Here is a 16886-nt window from a genome sequence, read left to right on the forward strand (position 1 = left end):
AAACACCCGTTCTGTTATCAACCCCTAAAGTCCGTGCCAAGTAGAACCGTCCCCATTGGCAGTCCTTAACCATTAAAGCAATCCTTTTTCTTTAAGGATGTTTTCGACCACTTCAATTGAAACATTGGATTTCTCTGCTATTTCAGCGATAGACATCCCATCTTCATATCTTGCACATACCTTCCCGGTAATTTCACCAATCTCAATGCCCTGTTCAATGCCCTTATCCACAAGTACCTGACTTAAGTTACACATCTCTTCCAATCTCCTTTCAGTGTTGGTATTTATTTTCAGTCCATATTCCTCTGAAAGTTTCCTTTTCTTCTTTTTTATATCTTCCTTTCGCAGAAGTTCCTCCAGCATCGCTATGAGGAGGTTCTTTGATTTATCTGCTTCTTCGTTACTTCTTAGCCTGATGATCACACCCTGGACTTTGTCTATATTTGAAAGTGTCATCTCTTTGCCATAAAGCGTTTCTTGTCTGAAGCTTATACGATTGATGGAATCCTCTTCATCACCTGCATCCATACATATCCAAATACTTCGGACAGCCTTCAGATTGTCATAATCAGATTTGGAAAACTCCACTTCCTTCTGCGAAGAGATCATCCTGCCAAGATAATAGATTATTCGATTGTCCAGGTGATAACCAAGCTTCGATGCATTGGTTGTCTTTTGGGCTTCAATGTTTATCAGAATCTTTATGGATTCCTCGCCACAGTACACTGAAAATCTGATATCAAAAACAACCTTACCTTCAAAGGGAATGTTGTCTTCCTCTGACAGTTTTTTAATCTTTTCATTGTTCGTATAGCCCGGTTCCATCCTGATTCTGGACACTTCCGGTTCATCTATATTGTTTATTATCGTTTCGATATCCACATCTGAAAATTCATCTAATGTATATTTAAGGATCCTGGCTAAAATCTGCTTATCTGCAAATATCTCCTTTACATATTCATCATATCTTGCACTTTCATTTGAGATATCTATCAATTGCGATAGATTTGTATTCATTTGCTTATTACTCCAATTATTACATTTAAAAAATTTGTTGGCAACACACATACTCCAAATAACTCTTCGCATAAAAACATGAAAAAATTGCGACAACGCAAGATACAAAAATAAAGACAGATTCGACTATAGCATTATTGATTGATTATGTAAAGTACATTAATAACTTCAGGGAGCTGTACAATGGTACAGCTCCCTGAGTAAAAATGACATTGTTCTTCATTATTCTGTTACGGTAACAGCAACTTTCTTTGCAAGGCCGTTTACTGCATAAACATAAACATCGCAGGTGCCTGCACCTACTCCGGTAACATTTCCATCTTTATCTACTGTTGCTACAGCCGGATTGGTTGATGCAAAACGAAACTTTGCTACTTTATTCTTCTTAAACATCTTTTTCTTTTTATTTTCAAGTTTTATTGTAGCAACTATCTTCGTATTGTTGCCCTTTGTAAGGGTTACCTTTGTATTATTCACTTTAATGGATTTTACATTTGTATACTTCTTGTTGTTTTTACCTGCCACATACGCAGAAACAGTCTTTCCGATTTCCTGATCCTTACTGCCATAGCCCTTGAGATATATCTTGAAGCTCTTACTGAAGTCAATCTTCTTACCTTTAATCTTCTTTAATGTTACATATGTCCCTGTGGTTGTCTTTATGGGCTTTGCAGGGAAATCATTTCCGCAATAAGTGGCATAAACTTCGACCTTTTTGGCATCGGTTTTATCCCAACTGATCTTAAGTTTTCCATTCTTCTGCTGAACCTTCATTGATGTAAAGAACTGCTCATTTGCTTCAGCCATTTCTGCTATTGTGACTTCTAACATCTGCGGTTTGGAGTCTTCATGGTTAGCATCTCCCTCTACCTTGTACCAGACATAATAGGTTCCGGCTTCGGTTTTTGTAGGGATGGATGTGGTATAAAGGCTTTCATCCGTCGGAGCCGTGTTCTCGGTGGTCACGGCATACTTCATGGTGTAGCCTGCCGGAAGTGCGGTCGTCGGCGTGTTGATCAGTTGGATCGGACTTCCGTTATAAGTCATGTCGTTGCCAGTTCTTGCGGATACTTCACTCATGACCTGCTGGATCACAACCTGGTCTGCCGCTGCCTGCGTGGTGCAGTTCGCAATGGCGTCATTGAAAGTATTAAGAGCTGTTGTGACTTCCGCTTCTGTCGTGGCCGCATTGATCGCATTCAGCGCAGCGGTCTTTGCTTCCGTCACGGTCTGTTGGTCTGCCGCAATGTAGTCGGTGGCGTTCACGCCATTCACTGTTGCGGTTGCAGTTGTCTTCGCATTGTCAAATGCTTTCTCTGCTGTGGTCTTCACTGCATTCGCGGCGGTTTCCGCATTACTTTTCGCTGTGGCAACGTCGTCGATCGTTGTCGCATTATCGATAGCAGTCTTGCCGCCCGCGATGGCCTGCGTCAGTGTCGTCCAGTCAGCTGCGTCATAGTCAGCCTCGGTCTTGCCGGCGAGAAGCGTGTCGAGGTCAGCCTTCGCGGCGGTCTTCGCGGCAGCAAGATCAGCCGCTTCCGCTTCCGCCTGTTTGGTTGTATCTACATACTCGCAGACCGTGCAGGTAAAGCGTGCGTCGCCGCTATCGCCGTATGTATGCGTTGCTTTTGCCGCACCCGTTTCATTCAGGCAAGCATCCGATGCATCCTCGCCTGTACAGGCGTGCCAGTGGTATGTAGCGTCATGTGACCATGCTGTAGCCCATGTGTGAGTGTGGGCTCCATCATAATAGTAAATCGTAATTGAGTTAAGTTTGACACCTGCAGGACTTGATGAAGAAACTGTCAGTTCGGTACTGTTTATCCCGGTAACAGTATTGTTACCATTAAAAGTACCGCGTGAAACTGATATGGTATTTTTATTACTACCGTTATAATAGGTCCAAACCACCTTTGTCATGACAGTCTCGTCAAGTGACGAAACAGTCATCGCTCCAAACTTATTAATTGTCAAGCCTAAAGCGTCAAGCCACTGATAGCCGCAAGTAACTTTAAAATGGGTTCCCGTAGCGGTTGTAATATTATTATCACTAATTAGAGAAATGGTCTCTGATTTCTCAGCTGCATACGCCGTCAAGCTCATCCCCTGCATCAGGCCCAGCGCCAACACAATGCTGAGCAGGATGCCTAAAAATCTTTTCATCTTAATTCTCATAAGCTATTTCTCCTTTATTTCTTATTCACGGCTGTTATGGCCGCCGCTAACCATGTTGAACACAATAAAACCGCCGAACCTGACAGGGTATAGTAACCCCGTCAAATCCGACGGTTATCCATCTCGAATGTTGTATTCAGTTTCAAGCGCCCCGCAAGACGCAAAATACCCTAAAGGGCACAGGCGGGCGCAGTTAGCCCATGCTCTGCTCTGCTCTGCTCTGCTCTGCTCTGCTCTGCTCTGCTCTAAGGAGCGTAGGTCTATTCCGCATTACTGTCAAGTATCGATGTCTCAATGCTCTTCCTCATTTTAGAATGTTGATATACTGCATATCTTGATTATATAAATTATTCTCTAAAATGAGTGTTAAAAAACATAAAGAAACTATTAAGCAACCAGGCGCTATAATGAGTAAGGTTTGAACATCTGAACTGATCACAGGTGCAATCTACCCTTTTAAATCCTATGCCATTGGGGACGGTTCTTTTTGGCACGCAAACAGGGAGCTGCGCATTGCAGCTCCCTGTCATTCGTCAAGCTCAATTAAATGATTTAAATTCCCTCGTTAATCTCGCGGATTTTGTCGGGATTTACCTTGAATTTGCGGTCAATTGTCATAAGGCCGTTTACTTCCTGCTGGACATCACTAACCTGCGTATAACAAAATCCCTTGATATAAGGAATGCTCATGATGGCGTGGGTTATCTTTTTATAGCGCTTCAGGAATTCTTCCTCATCGGAAACGCTGTTGCCATAGCCCCACTGGTCATCCTCCTTAGAAGAAAAGGCGATTCCGCCGTATTCACTGATGATCACAGGCTGTCCCTTGTAGCTGTAGCCCTTTACAAGAGCCAGATTAGCGGTGTTGTGGTAGAAGGTTCCTCCAAGAATACCATCCTTGTTGTCCACATATCTTTCCTTGAAAACATCGCCATCCTCTTCGTAATCATGGAGGGTAAGAAGGTCTGATACAGTGTGCTCCCAGCCGTCATTTACGATGACCGGACGGGTATCATCGATACTCTTTGTGAGATAATAGATTGCTTCAGTGAACTTCTGCTGCTTCTCATTTCTGGCAATGTGCGGAACGCCCCAGGACTCATTAAAGGGAGTCCATGTAATTATGCAGGGATGTGAGTAGTTCTGCTTCACAATCTGAATCCATTCATCCGTGAAATTGGAAACCGCCTCATCCGTAAACTCATAGCAGGCTGCCATCTCGCTCCATACAAGCATTCCCTTTACGTCGCAGTGGTATAAAAAGCGCTCATCCTCTATTTTCATGTGCTTACGAAGACCGTTGAAGCCAAGCTGATGTATCTTGTCGATATCCTCAATAAGCGCATCCTCGCTGGGTGGTGTCAGATGTGAGTCGGCAAAATATCCCTGATCCAGAATCAGCTTCTGATAAACAGGCCTGTTGTTAAGCATCACTTCGCCGTTTTCTATGCTGACCTTGCGCATTCCAAAATATGAGCCGATTCTGTCGATGCACTGATCTCCACATCTTATTTCAAGGCAAAGATCATAGAGATTCGGCTCCTCTGTATTCCAGATCTTAAGTCCCCACTCTGTAAGCTCATAGTCTCTGATATCAACACTTAGCTCAGTCAGGCTCTTATGGATATTTTCACAGAAGGTCTTAACAATCCTGCCATCAAAGGAGATTTCGCCATATAAGCTAAGGCCCTTGCCATCATAATTATCGCCGGCTTCCGAAGCATCAACGTCACTGCCATTGGTATCAGCATGGCACTCGCCCCCCTTCACTACAGCGGCAATTGCAATCTCCCCATTATCTATATCAGGAGTAAGCTTTAACTCATCAAAACGGATTTTCGGAACCGCCTCCATCCAAACTGTTTTCCAGATACCTGTGGTCTGAACGTACCAGCAGCCGAAATTATCGTTTATCCAGCGCTGCTTACCCCTTGGCTGTGAAATCGAAAAAGAATCCGATACTCCGATCACAATACGATTCACGCCTGTTTTAAGCGCATTTGTCATATCATAGCTGGCTCTTTCGTAAGCGCCTTCATGCTTTCCTATGAAAACACCGTTGACCCATACCTTAGTCAGATAGTCGCTTCCCTCAAGATGCAGGATGTACTGCTTATCTTCAGCTTTTTCCAGAGTAATTTTTCTCTGATACCAGATATGGTCGTGTCTTGTCTCATCACATATTCCGCTGAGCTTAGTCTCATAGGTAAAGGGCACCTGAATCACCAGATCCGAGTCAAAGCCTGCATTCCAGCCCTTCTCCTCTCCACGGTTTTCATCATCAAAAGCAAAATCCCAGCTTCCGTTTAAAATTTCGAAATTATCGCGCACCATCTGCGGTCTCGGATAATCCTTAATGTAGCTTTTTGTAGCCATTTAAATATTCCTCTCTCCCCAATTTTTCTGCTATCTTCTGACTTAGAAAAGCCCCTGTTTTTATTCATTCCAAAATCAGAAATACTATAGATATGCTTGTTTTTACATGATAATTATCGACCTGTTTACATCACTCTTTCAACATGATTGTTGTTAAAAAACAGCCTTTTGGTGAAATATTTATGTGTTTACACATGATTTTTGTTCAATTACTTCCATTTGAAAAGAGGGCAACAAAAAAACGAAGCATTAAGCTCCGTTTTTGCCTGAACCGGCGTACTGATAGCCGATTCCCATTATTATATCCTGGGCATAATCCCCGAATTTTCTTCCAAAAAGATTGAAGCCACCAACATGCTTGGCATCCTCTTTGTTGCCAAACCTCACCGTGATCTTGTGGGAATCCATAAGCTTTAAATCATCAACTGTCACATCGCCGTTTTTCCTGTTGTTTATGTAGGTGCCTTCCCTTGTAATCTCGAAATTAACCAGCTCTCCGTACTGGGTTCTGCCGCTTGTCCAATAATCAGGGTTATTCAGCCCCTTCCTCTCACCGTAATCGCCGCCGCATACCCACGTGCCGCACTCGGTATCATTTATCCAGAGCGTTATATCCGACTTCCATTCCGGATTAAAGCCCGGCGCCTCCGAGCATATCTCAGCAGAAACATAAACCCTGTTGATATTGGCTTTAAAGGGCAGCGAGAATATCTGATTAGGAAAAGAATATTCAATATATCCCTTGGAGGTCCACAAAATCTGCGCATGTATGTGCTCTGGAAGATAAAAATTCTCTTCTCTGTCGTCCATACTGATAATGCCATACTCATCTGCAAGGCCGCAGGGCTCATGAACCTTCACATTGGTGTAGGCTCCGACAGGCATCTCTATTTTCAAAACATCATCCACGTGCTCCTCAGGCTCCACCAGTCTGATATCGATCCTGTCTACGTTTCGCATGCACACCTTGATGCTGCCTCTTGTGCCGGGAATCTGCTCCACTCTCACAAGATCGGCCTCCTGCAACGCCCTTATGTGAGCTGCACAGCTTGATGCAGGTATTTTTAACTCCCTTGCAATATCAGCTATGCTGAGCTGCTGCTTACTTATTATAGACAAAATCTGCGCTCTGATAGGCACAGAAAGTGCTCTTCCAACGGCAGTCAGTTCTTCCGGTTTTCCCAGATTTAAATGCATATTTTGGGCCACTTAATATAAAACCTCTCATTCCTTACTTTTTTCAAAAAGCAGCACCGCAAAAAATGCGGTGCCACTGAAAGTATATCACTATTTAGAAACTCATAAGAGCTTTTCTGTATGATGGTAAGTATTATCTTGTTGCATCACGACGCTTTTCGGGATGCTTTTCGTAATATGCCTCTTTATCTGCATACATTCGCTCATCGGCAAGGCGAAGAGCTTTTCTGATTTCTGCTGAGTTCTCTACAACCGCAAATCCCATTGCAAAGGATACGTCATCATATTTCTCTGCTACGGTTCTGACCTTATCAACCTTAACAGCAAGGTCACTCTCCGTCACTCCCGGAGCTATAATGGTGAATTCATCGCCTCCTGCACGATATATATTATCCTCATCGAAGACTTCAGCCAGTACCGCAGCTGCATCCTTCAACAGTTCATCACCTGCTACATGACCTTCATTATCATTAATGGCTTTAAGTCCGTTAAGATCTGCAAAAATGATGCCGACAGACTTGTCTGAATACTCTGCAGTGCCATTGACATAACTGTCAACCATGTTATTCATCTCATTTCTGTTCTGTACACCGGTAAGCATATCCTTGGAGCTAAGGGTTTTAAGGCGTCCCAGCAGCAGATAATTGTATATCTCAGAACTCAGAATAAATGAAGCAGCCTCAAGGGCTTCTTTAAGACGCGGTGCCTCAGAAGACTCAAAATTGATTACCCACATATAACCAAGAAGCTCAAGTCTGTATTTCAGAGGAAAAAGAACAATGGTCTTTATTCCCGCTGCCACCAGGGACTCATACCAACCCGGATTGCGTTCTTTAACAACCTCCATTTCCTGCTGATCCTTAACTATAAGACAGTTACTGCCTGAAATTGTATCTTCCCATGTGGATGCAATCTCATAGAATCTATCGCCAAAAGCTTCCTCTACTTCTCTGACTCCTAAGCTCTCATCAAAATCATCTCCAAGAACAGTGACTGTTTTTTCGACATGATCCATGGTAATCAGACAGCACCTGTCACCCTTACACAATGATCTTACAAAACCGACAATATCGCCTATCGTCTTTATAAAATTCGTTGTTCCACGGAGCATGATACAGGTCTCAAGTACAGCAGCTGCGATATCGCTGGACATATTGGACATTCTGGCAGCATCTGCTTCCTGATTGATTTCCATGGAATACGTACAATAGCAGATATTCCCATCATCAGGCCACAGCGGCATAAAAGTCATATTAAACCACACATCGAAACGATCCGGATGTGCATAGGAATGCAGACACTTCTTCTCAACAGCAGATCTGTAGCAGAAATCCTCAAAATTCAGGTCCTTTGGCAAATATGTTGTGTACTCACAGTTTGGAACAAACTTATTCGTAAGCATAGCAACGCCATCCATAGGGTGCTCTATGGAGTCAATATATGCCTTATTGCCGGTTACAATTCGTATAGTGCCGTGGCCTCCACCTTCAAGCTTTTCAACGGATACTATACAGGTCATTGCTTTTATGCTATCTGCCACATTTTGAAAATTCATAGCTGCAATCCGCCTTTCGTATGCAGAGTTACAACAAATACTGTGCCACATACAATTATAGCAAATCATTAATAATTTATTTCTTATGAACTTATTATTAATTTATGAATTAAATATCAAAAAGTCGCATTTCACCATTATTTGACAGATTTTGCTGCAATAACCTCCTGCTTTGCCTTCTCCATTGCAGCTATCACATTGTCGCAAAATGCGTCAAATTCAGGATCCTCCTGATATTTCTCAGGATGTGAAAGCACGTAGTCCAGAGAAATTCTGACACCCTTATGGAAAGGAATTGTCGTTGTCATTGTAGGCGCAAGCTTTTTAAGCTTACTGTTGTCGAAAACTACGGACACTGCCTTATCTCCTATAAGACTTCCCGTGAAATCATAGCCGTATGCCTCTCCGGCGGCGCTCAGGAATTCTGATGAAACATGGCAGGCCTTAAGCTCAACCCTAAGAGCATCTGCGATTGTCTGATAAATCTGATTCCATGAGAGAATTTCATCGCCTGTAATCTGGAAAGCTTCGCCAATAGCGTGTCTGTTGCCCATAAGAGCTGTGTAACCAACTGCAAAATCTCTGTTAAAGGTCAGTGCCCAAAGAGATGTTCCGTCACCCTGAATAATTACGGGTTTGCCCTGCTGCATACGCTTAATAACCTGATAAAAGCCCTTATTTCCATGTACGCCAAGGGGCACATTTCTCTCATCATAGGTGTGGCTGGGCCTTACGATAGTAACAGGGAAGCCCTCGCTGCGATATTTTTCCATAAGGAATTCCTCACAGGCTATCTTATTTCTGGAATACTCCCAGTAAGGATTGGCAAGAGTTGTTCCCTCAGTAATCACATAGCTTGCTGATGGTTTGTTATACGCTGATGCCGAGCTGATGAAAATGTACTGAGCTGTCTTATCCTTAAATAATCTGTAATCACGCTCTGCAGCCTTTACATCAAAGGCAATAAAGTCGCTTACCACGTCGAATTTCATACCCTCAAGCTTTGAAAGTACGCTGTTTTCATCATTTATATCAGCTGTTATCTGATGAACCCCCTCCGGAACTTCATCCGCGCGATTTCCTCGGTTCAATAAATAAACCTCCCACTGAGGATCTTCCGCAAGCATTTTCACAACCCCCATACTGATTGTTCCTGTACCACCAATAAAAAGTGCTTTCATTAAAAGTACCTCCTCTTTTAATCATCTAACATTAAATTCTAAACAAAAATAAGTCCCATCGCTGTTAATATTTCGCGATAGGACTTATTATTATTTGTCATAAGCTTTTCTCATGGCTTTTCCGGCCTTGTGGAGCTGCTTGTATTCTACATATCTCTCAACCATCTCATAGATCACGATATCGGGATTGTAATCTTCTATCCAGGCCGGCAGTTTCTTGTTTACATCATGCCAGACAACCAGAGTATCTCCAAAGGATTCTGCAAAATCCTCCTTGAGATAATTGACGATAAAGCTGTTACAGATTATGAGGACCTTCGTGTCATTTCCTGCATTCTCGTTGGTGAAATGATAGGTTCTGTAGCCGTCAAAGGCCTCATGCTCCTCATCGTAATCCTCATTCATAACTGCGTGTGTCTCTTTTCTCTCGAAGGACTCGGAGATATTGCTTCTCTTTACACCGCCGTAAAAGCTCATTCCCTGATCAGTCATGGTTATGTTGAAATCGTCATCGGTAAGGACCTTAAAGGGCTCATCCCTTCCCTCATTGATGGCATTCATGGTCTCTGCATAGCCAATAAGCGCTCCTCTTGGAGTCCAGTGGACGGGATCACCATATTTACTGTAAACCTCGTAATTTGGTTTTTCACTGATGAATTTATCCTTGAGAGGAATTACGTTTACATCAGTATTTTCCGCCAGGGACGTAAGCACCTGATCTGTCCTTGAGATGTCGCCGTATTGAAGAACACTGTCAGGAAAATACTCAGGATAAATAGACTGCTTATCCCAGCACTGCATATAATAAAACTCGCAGTCTTTAGTCTTTAATCCATCCGAAATCGATTTGAAATCACTTGTTATTTCTGCCAGTTCCTCATCTGAAAACAGGTTAGCATGCTGATAGGTCTCCACCATGTCGTTCTCAACGATATTGAACTCGCCGTCAGGACCAAGTCTGTACCTGGTGCCATCCTCCATTCTTCCAAATACGTGATACTGCAAAAGAGCATTGGCGGAAATAAGAAGGTCACGGAAACCTATTCTGTCGTCTAAATAGCTCTCGATATCCGTAGGAAGATTCTTATTTATACTGCCATCCCTTATGATCTTGGGAAGCCCTGTCAGCGGTCTGTTCTCCTTCTCTGAGATTGCGTCCGGATCCCTGTTTATCGTAAGAACCGGAAGCAGCAATATCAGCGCAACGCCGGCGATATATATTTTTTCAAAAATCTTTTTTTCCATATATTGTTACTCCGAGGGAGCTTTTAACCTGCAGCTCCTACATCTCTGAATTTCCTTGCTCTCTTAAAACTGAAAGTAAATAAAAGGATTATAGGTGCCCGACATAACTCGCATGATAGAGAGAATCAGGATTCCATAAACCACCACTATTTTCGCTACCTTGCAAAGTGCCGGATTTAAGCTGTTTTCCACAACCTTTCTGAGCCCCATAAAACCGCCTGCAATATCCAAAACCGCAAGGATAAATACGAAAATAACCCAGTTGTTCAAATACCACATAATGGTAAAGCCCGGTGTCTGCGAAATTCCAACGCCGAACATGGTACCTATGTACTTAAGGGCAAGGCTGAAATTATCTGCCCTGAAGAGCACCCAGCCAAGATTTATTACAAAAAGAGCATAGATATGACCGAGGATTTTAGTCGTCACCTTATCTGCAGGCTTTTTCCTGAAGCGCCTTTCGATTACCATAAACAGGCCATTCCAGATACCCCACAGCACAAAATGCCAGGAAGCACCGTGCCAAAGACCGGTAAGCAGGAACACTATACTGAGGTTTCTGTAAAGATGCCTTCTGTTTCCGCCAAGAGGGATGTAAACATAATCCCTGAACCAGGTGGACAGTGAAATGTGCCATCTTCTCCAGAACTCAGTAATACTCTTTGAAATATATGGTCTGTTGAAGTTTTCAATGAAATGGAAGCCGAAAATCCTGCCGATACCTATAGCCATGTCACTGTAGCCTGAGAAATCATAGAAAATCTGCAGTGAATAGGCGATACTTCCAATCCATGCAATTGCAACCGTGTTGTTGGTAACGCCTGCATTCCAGACGCTGTCAACGACTTCTGCCATAGTGTTGGCTATGATAGCCTTTTTTCCAAGACCTATTACAAATCTTGTAATTCCTTTGGTGAAATCATCGATGGTGTGTTTTCTGTCATTGATCTCATTTGCGATATCGATGTAACGGACAATGGGACCTGCGATCAGCTGAGGGAAAAGCACCACGTAGAGCGCAACCTTCAGAGGATTTTTCTGAACCGGCACATCACCTCTGTAAACATCGATAACATAGCTCATTCCCTGGAAGGTAAAGAATGAAATACCTATGGGAAGCACGATGTTTTTAAGCTCTAAATTCGTGTGGGCCAGATCATTCACTGTCTGTATCATGAAATCCAGATATTTGAAGTAAAATAGAAGGAGCAGATTTATCGTAACTGCCACAAACAGGATAAATCCCGTGGGAATATGCCTGTTTTCTTTTTCCTTAGAATAAGCAATTATATAGGCCGACAGGTAATTGACGATAATGCTGACAATGATGATCCACAGGTACCCCGGCTGAGACCAGCCAAAAAACACCAGACTCATTAGAAGCAGCCAGGTGTTTCTGTATGTAGGATTATTTATAATGAAATATCCGATTATGGTCACCGGAAGAAAGCAGAACAAAAATACTGTTGAGCTGAAAACCATGATTAAATTCCATTTCTACTATAATTCGTGCAAAACACATTTACTATTCTAATACGGTTGTACGTATCTTACAAATAAAAACAGTCCGGAAATGGCGAACCGGACTGTTTTTACACTATTGCTATATGGGAGGAATTAAAAAAAGGAGTTCTATCTCGTTACTATCGTTATTGGGTTTCAGCTCTTTAGTTATGCTTCGTTTGGTTCAACCTCTGAGAGCTCGGGCCCTCTCGGGAAGTGCTAATACAGAAACCGGAGTCTTGTCGCGTTCCCTGTATTTTTATCTTTCTGATAATATTATCGGATAATTTGTTATTTACTTTAGGTTATATGATTAAAAAAATTATTTTTTACAGAGAAATGTTATTGAGAGGATCTTTTCCTCTAAAATATCGATTTCTGTTACCTAAAACATCATCCATAAGCTTAAGCTTTTTCCTGTCATCACTGTTAAGCTTCTTCTTAGCAGGATCAAGTTCTTTTTCCTTACTTGAATACTTGTACGCCTTGTAAGCTCTGGCTGTCTCTTTTAAGTGCTCAACTGCTTCGTCGTACTGTTTCTGTTCACGAGCCAGCTTTGCCGGGTCATAATTTCTTTTCTTTGAATGCTTGTTAATATCCCATGCTAAATCATGGCAAATGACCATAGCGTGTACAAACTCGTTGTACTGCCTTGAATCGCGGAAAAATCCACGGCTCATGTTAGCAGTATCAACCATGGCCTGCAAATAAGAAACGGTATCCCCATTTACAGGATATGTCTTTTTCAGACAGCCGGGAGTCTCACTACCTAAGATAGGCTGGTAATGCAATCCCTTCGACTTATTCTGACGTTTATTTCCGCCATTAACGGATTCTTCAATGTTGATCAGGTTAATGCTTTTAACAGCTTTATCTTCCTTGATAATTACAGATTCATTATCAATAATTCTGCTTTCTTTGCTTCCGGCGTTGATAATGTCATTTATAATGCCATTATGGTTTTCTTTAACGATGACATCGCCTTTATATTTAGAAGTCATAGGCATAGGAGTGTCCATTACAGGAATGATGTCGGGATCGTCGACCATCTGTTTGTTTAATGGTTTTTCTATGCCGGAAACCTGCTTCTGCTGAGCCATCACTTCTTTCTGAAGGTCATTTGCACTTACCTTCTTTACATTATCCTTTCTGGCTTTAGCAAAAGGATTCTCGCCTATGTCGTCAGGCTTCTTCGCTTCAGAGTTTTCATTGCCGGTAGGTGTGTTTACATATTTCTCTTCATCTTCATTCTGCTTCTCATAATTTGAAAAGATACTAAAATCATTATCATTCTGATCTTTGACCCGGTTTTCCTTTGCCTCATCTTCGATATCATAGAGCTCAGGTTTTTTGTTTACAAAACGGAGATGCTCAAGATCATACTTAGCTTTTTCCTCAGCTTCCTTTGCTCTGCGAATTTCCTCTTCGCGCTGTCTTTGCTCTTCCCTGTATTTCTCCAGGACCTCTTCTACATCTTCATCGATGTATACTTCACCAAGCTCGGGCTCTCTGATATTAAACATATCGCCGAACACATTATTATTTTGATTCTCATCAGGATTATGTTCAGGATCATTCTGATCGTCATTTAAATAAGGATTATCTATTATTTCCTTCTCCTGATTCTCGGAGCTTTCAATAATATTATCTCCTGAAGGAGTATTATCATTTGTATAAATTTTATCTTTTCCAGCCATTTGTTGTTCCCCCTTTTGAAACAATTAATAATTTTAGTCACATCGCTTGATCTGATGCTGATTTCATCATATCAATCTTACTGTCACTGTTTTATCACACAATGTCCAACAAATGTCCGCAGCCGCATTTCTCAGGTTTATCGCTCCTACTAATTGTAGGAATCCATCCCGCTTTATACCGTATGCCATTGGGGACGGTTCTCTTTGGCACGACAATGGCAAAGCGTGCCAAAAAGAACCGTCCCCAGTGGCACTACAGCCCCCTATTTGCTTAATCAGCTTGTAATCCCCTGTTCATTATTTCCACATACTCATCGTATGACATTGATTTAAATCCCATCCGGGCCAGGTATTCCGAATATACCTGCGCATCAAACAGAAGATCATCATCCTCTTCCATCTTTTTTGCAAGTAAATACATGCACAGCTTCGATCCGTCGGGCAACAAAGAAAATCCACTTTCAGCAATCAGACATTTCCCAATGCGGATTCCGTACGATCCGCCTGCAAGCTCTCCATCGATATACGCCTCTGCGCAGTATCCATATCCGGCCTTCCACAGCTCAAGATATAATTCTTCAACTTCATCAGATATCCAGGTTTCTTCTCCTTTTTCTTCCCTTACTGTCCTGCAATGGTGCATGGCATCTGCAAAATCACGATTTACCTCCAGTGTAACCGTATGGTTTCTCATAAACCTTGCCATATTTTTGGACAAATGGATATCGGAAGGCCTAAGGACGAAGCGTTCCTTCGGGCAGAACCACATCATCGGCAGTCCATCATCAGCCCATGGAAAAATCCCTTTTCTATAGGCGGCTATAAGCCATTCGACTGACAATCCGCCGCCGACTGCCAAAAGGCCTGTAGGAGATGCATATCTCGGATCAGGGAAAACCGGATTCTCCTCATCTAAGATAAACACACTGGTAGGTCGCTTAATGATCTGTTCAAAATCCCCATCAGTATAATCAGTTTTATACATATCCTCTATGTCAGTGTCAGGCTCTTCCCCATTTTCCGCTACAGTCGTCAGGGCTTTAATCATTGAACTGACATCACGGGCAAGCTGTCGCACCTGCCAAAACGGCTCCTTTTTATCAGGGTTATTATCGGAATTCTGCCCCCAGAAGGATATGGCTGCAATCTTCATCCCACCAATTGCAAAGTACTGATTTAATGTATCAATACTTCCGGCAGGATCGCTGCTATCTCCTGTCACAATGCCGGCTCCAACCTTCATCCCCATGTCAAACCGTGCACTTCTAAACAATCTGTCCAAAAAGGCCAGCACTGTTCCACTTGGGGAATTGAAGTACTCAGGACTTGCTACTATCAGTCCGTCAGCCTTTTCCAGCAAAGCAGCTACTTCATTGACCGCATCATTTTCAAAGGTACATTTACCATTTTCCTCGCAGTAACCGCAGTCTGCGCAGCCATAAATAGCTTGATTTCCAATCTGAAACACTTTTGTATCGATTCCTTCATCCTTGAAAACAACGTCCATTTCATTTAGAGCCTCAGCAGTATTCCCATTTTCATGAGCACTTCCATTCAGCATAAGTACCATTGCCATATTTTATTCCTCCTTCTCGCCCAGATGGCGGTCTTCAGCACCCAGCCACCACCATGCTATAAACAAACACATCGCAATCGCTGCAATAAACTCAGATCCCGGGGTTGCCAGCCATATTGCATCAGGTCCAAATACCACTGGCAGCATCCAGATAAACAGCAGCGGCCCAATTATTCCCTTAATAAGCGCTATGACAAGAGATGCCGTCCCCTGATTTAATCCTGTAAAATAGGAGCCTGCGTATATCGTAACGCCATTTAATAAAAGATAAAGCGAAACCAGCTTAAGTGCGTGAGTAGACAGTGCTGTAAGCTCCGCATTATATCCCACAAAGACGCTGGCTATGGGCCTTGCAAAGCCAATACAGATCATGGTAATAACCAGATCACATGAGCCCATCAAAATCATTCCTCTGTGCCAGAGGCTATGGAGCTCCTTCTTATTGGCCTGTCCCAGATGATATCCAACTACAGGAACGATGCTCATGCTGATTCCATAGAACACCGCATTAAAGAAACCGCCTACATACTCACATACCGCATAAGCTTCCACACCTGCATCACCAAAGTACCGGATCAGCTGCAAATTAAAAATTACCGCCACAACAGCATATGCCACAGCATCCACCATCTCTGATGCACCATTGTATACGGTCTGAGCCAGAGCCTTCAGGTCAAATGCTGGCTTTGTGAAGTGCAATTCACTATTTTTTCTAAGGAAAAATACAAACGGAATGGCCGCGCTGATGACCCATGACAAGCCTGTTGCCACAGCAGCACCCTCCATGCCCCATCCAAATATGACCACAAAGGCCCAGTCCAAAATGATATTCAAACCAGCGTTGGATATAGTCACCACCAACCCCAGTCCGGGCCTTTCAGCTGCAATCAGCAGAGCATGGAAGGCCATACTGAGCATCTGAAAGGGCATGAAAATGCTCAGTACCCGGCCGTAGGCGATACAGTTTCCAAGCATTTCATCAGATGAGCCCACCCATCTTGCCACCCTTGGCATAAGTAAAAACATCGCAAGCGACAGAACAATGCCTACACCGGTCAGGATTCCGGTCAGCATGGTCATCAGCCTGTTAGCCCGCTCACCATGTCCTTCTCCCATCTCCTTTGATAAAAGAGCGCTGGCACCACTTCCGAACATGAGTCCCAGGCTCATAATGATCAGCAGAGGCGGATAAATGAGGTTTTCCGCACCAAAGGCACTTTCACCGATATAATTGGAAATAAAAAAACCATCTACTACCTGATAGGTACTGTCCACAATCTCCATACCGATGCTGGGCAGGGAAAAAAGCAAAATTCTGGAAATCGTGAAGTGATCCGATAACTTTATTTTTTCCATGTTGATAA

11 protein-coding genes are annotated in these 16886 nt (G+C 42.9%); all 11 read right to left on the reverse strand.

From position 1 onward, the window contains the following. Positions 1–72: 72 nt before the first annotated feature. Positions 73–1017, reverse strand: coding sequence for a hypothetical protein (locus G608_RS20620; RefSeq protein WP_051209069.1), 945 nt, complete (start codon positions 1015–1017; stop codon positions 73–75). Between the two features lie 222 nt (positions 1018–1239). Further along, positions 1240–3180 carry an Ig-like domain-containing protein gene (locus G608_RS0109080; RefSeq protein ID WP_196810170.1) on the reverse strand — a complete coding sequence of 647 codons (1941 nt, stop codon included), beginning with the start codon at positions 3178–3180 and terminating at the stop codon, positions 1240–1242. 564 nt (positions 3181–3744) lie between these two features. Beyond that, the gene (locus G608_RS0109085) at positions 3745–5568 is read right to left on the reverse strand and encodes a glycoside hydrolase family 2 protein (RefSeq protein WP_026495765.1); all 1824 of its coding nucleotides are present in this window, start codon (positions 5566–5568) and stop codon (positions 3745–3747) included. Between the two features lie 249 nt (positions 5569–5817). Next, the gene (locus tag G608_RS0109090; RefSeq protein WP_035795118.1) at positions 5818–6765 is read right to left on the reverse strand and encodes an ArsR/SmtB family transcription factor; all 948 of its coding nucleotides are present in this window, start codon (positions 6763–6765) and stop codon (positions 5818–5820) included. A gap of 133 nt (positions 6766–6898) precedes the next feature. Continuing rightward, the gene (locus tag G608_RS0109095; RefSeq protein ID WP_026495767.1) at positions 6899–8320 is read right to left on the reverse strand and encodes a GGDEF domain-containing protein; all 1422 of its coding nucleotides are present in this window, start codon (positions 8318–8320) and stop codon (positions 6899–6901) included. Between the two features lie 137 nt (positions 8321–8457). Then, entirely contained in the window at positions 8458–9501 is a 1044-nt protein-coding gene (locus G608_RS0109100; protein ID WP_026495768.1) for an NAD-dependent epimerase/dehydratase family protein, read from the reverse strand. Between the two features lie 90 nt (positions 9502–9591). Beyond that, positions 9592–10746, reverse strand: a complete 1155-nt coding sequence (locus G608_RS0109105) for a hypothetical protein (protein ID WP_026495769.1) — start codon at positions 10744–10746, stop codon at positions 9592–9594. A 63-nt stretch (positions 10747–10809) separates the two neighbouring features. Continuing rightward, positions 10810–12228, reverse strand: coding sequence for an MBOAT family O-acyltransferase (locus G608_RS0109110; protein WP_026495770.1), 1419 nt, complete (start codon positions 12226–12228; stop codon positions 10810–10812). Positions 12229–12578: 350 nt separating this feature from the next. After that, entirely contained in the window at positions 12579–13946 is a 1368-nt protein-coding gene (locus G608_RS0109115; protein ID WP_026495771.1) for a hypothetical protein, read from the reverse strand. 271 nt (positions 13947–14217) lie between these two features. Then, a complete protein-coding gene (locus G608_RS22410) occupies positions 14218–15522 on the reverse strand; it encodes an NAD(P)H-dependent oxidoreductase (protein ID WP_051209071.1) in 1305 nt (434 codons plus the stop codon). A gap of 3 nt (positions 15523–15525) precedes the next feature. Next, positions 15526–16878: an MATE family efflux transporter gene (locus G608_RS20625; protein ID WP_051209073.1), complete on the reverse strand. Its 1353-nt coding sequence runs from the start codon at positions 16876–16878 to the stop codon at positions 15526–15528. Positions 16879–16886 lie beyond the last annotated feature (8 nt).

The sequence above is a fragment of the Butyrivibrio sp. WCD3002 genome (genome assembly GCF_000424265.1).
Classification (GTDB): Bacteria; Bacillota; Clostridia; order Lachnospirales; family Lachnospiraceae; genus Butyrivibrio.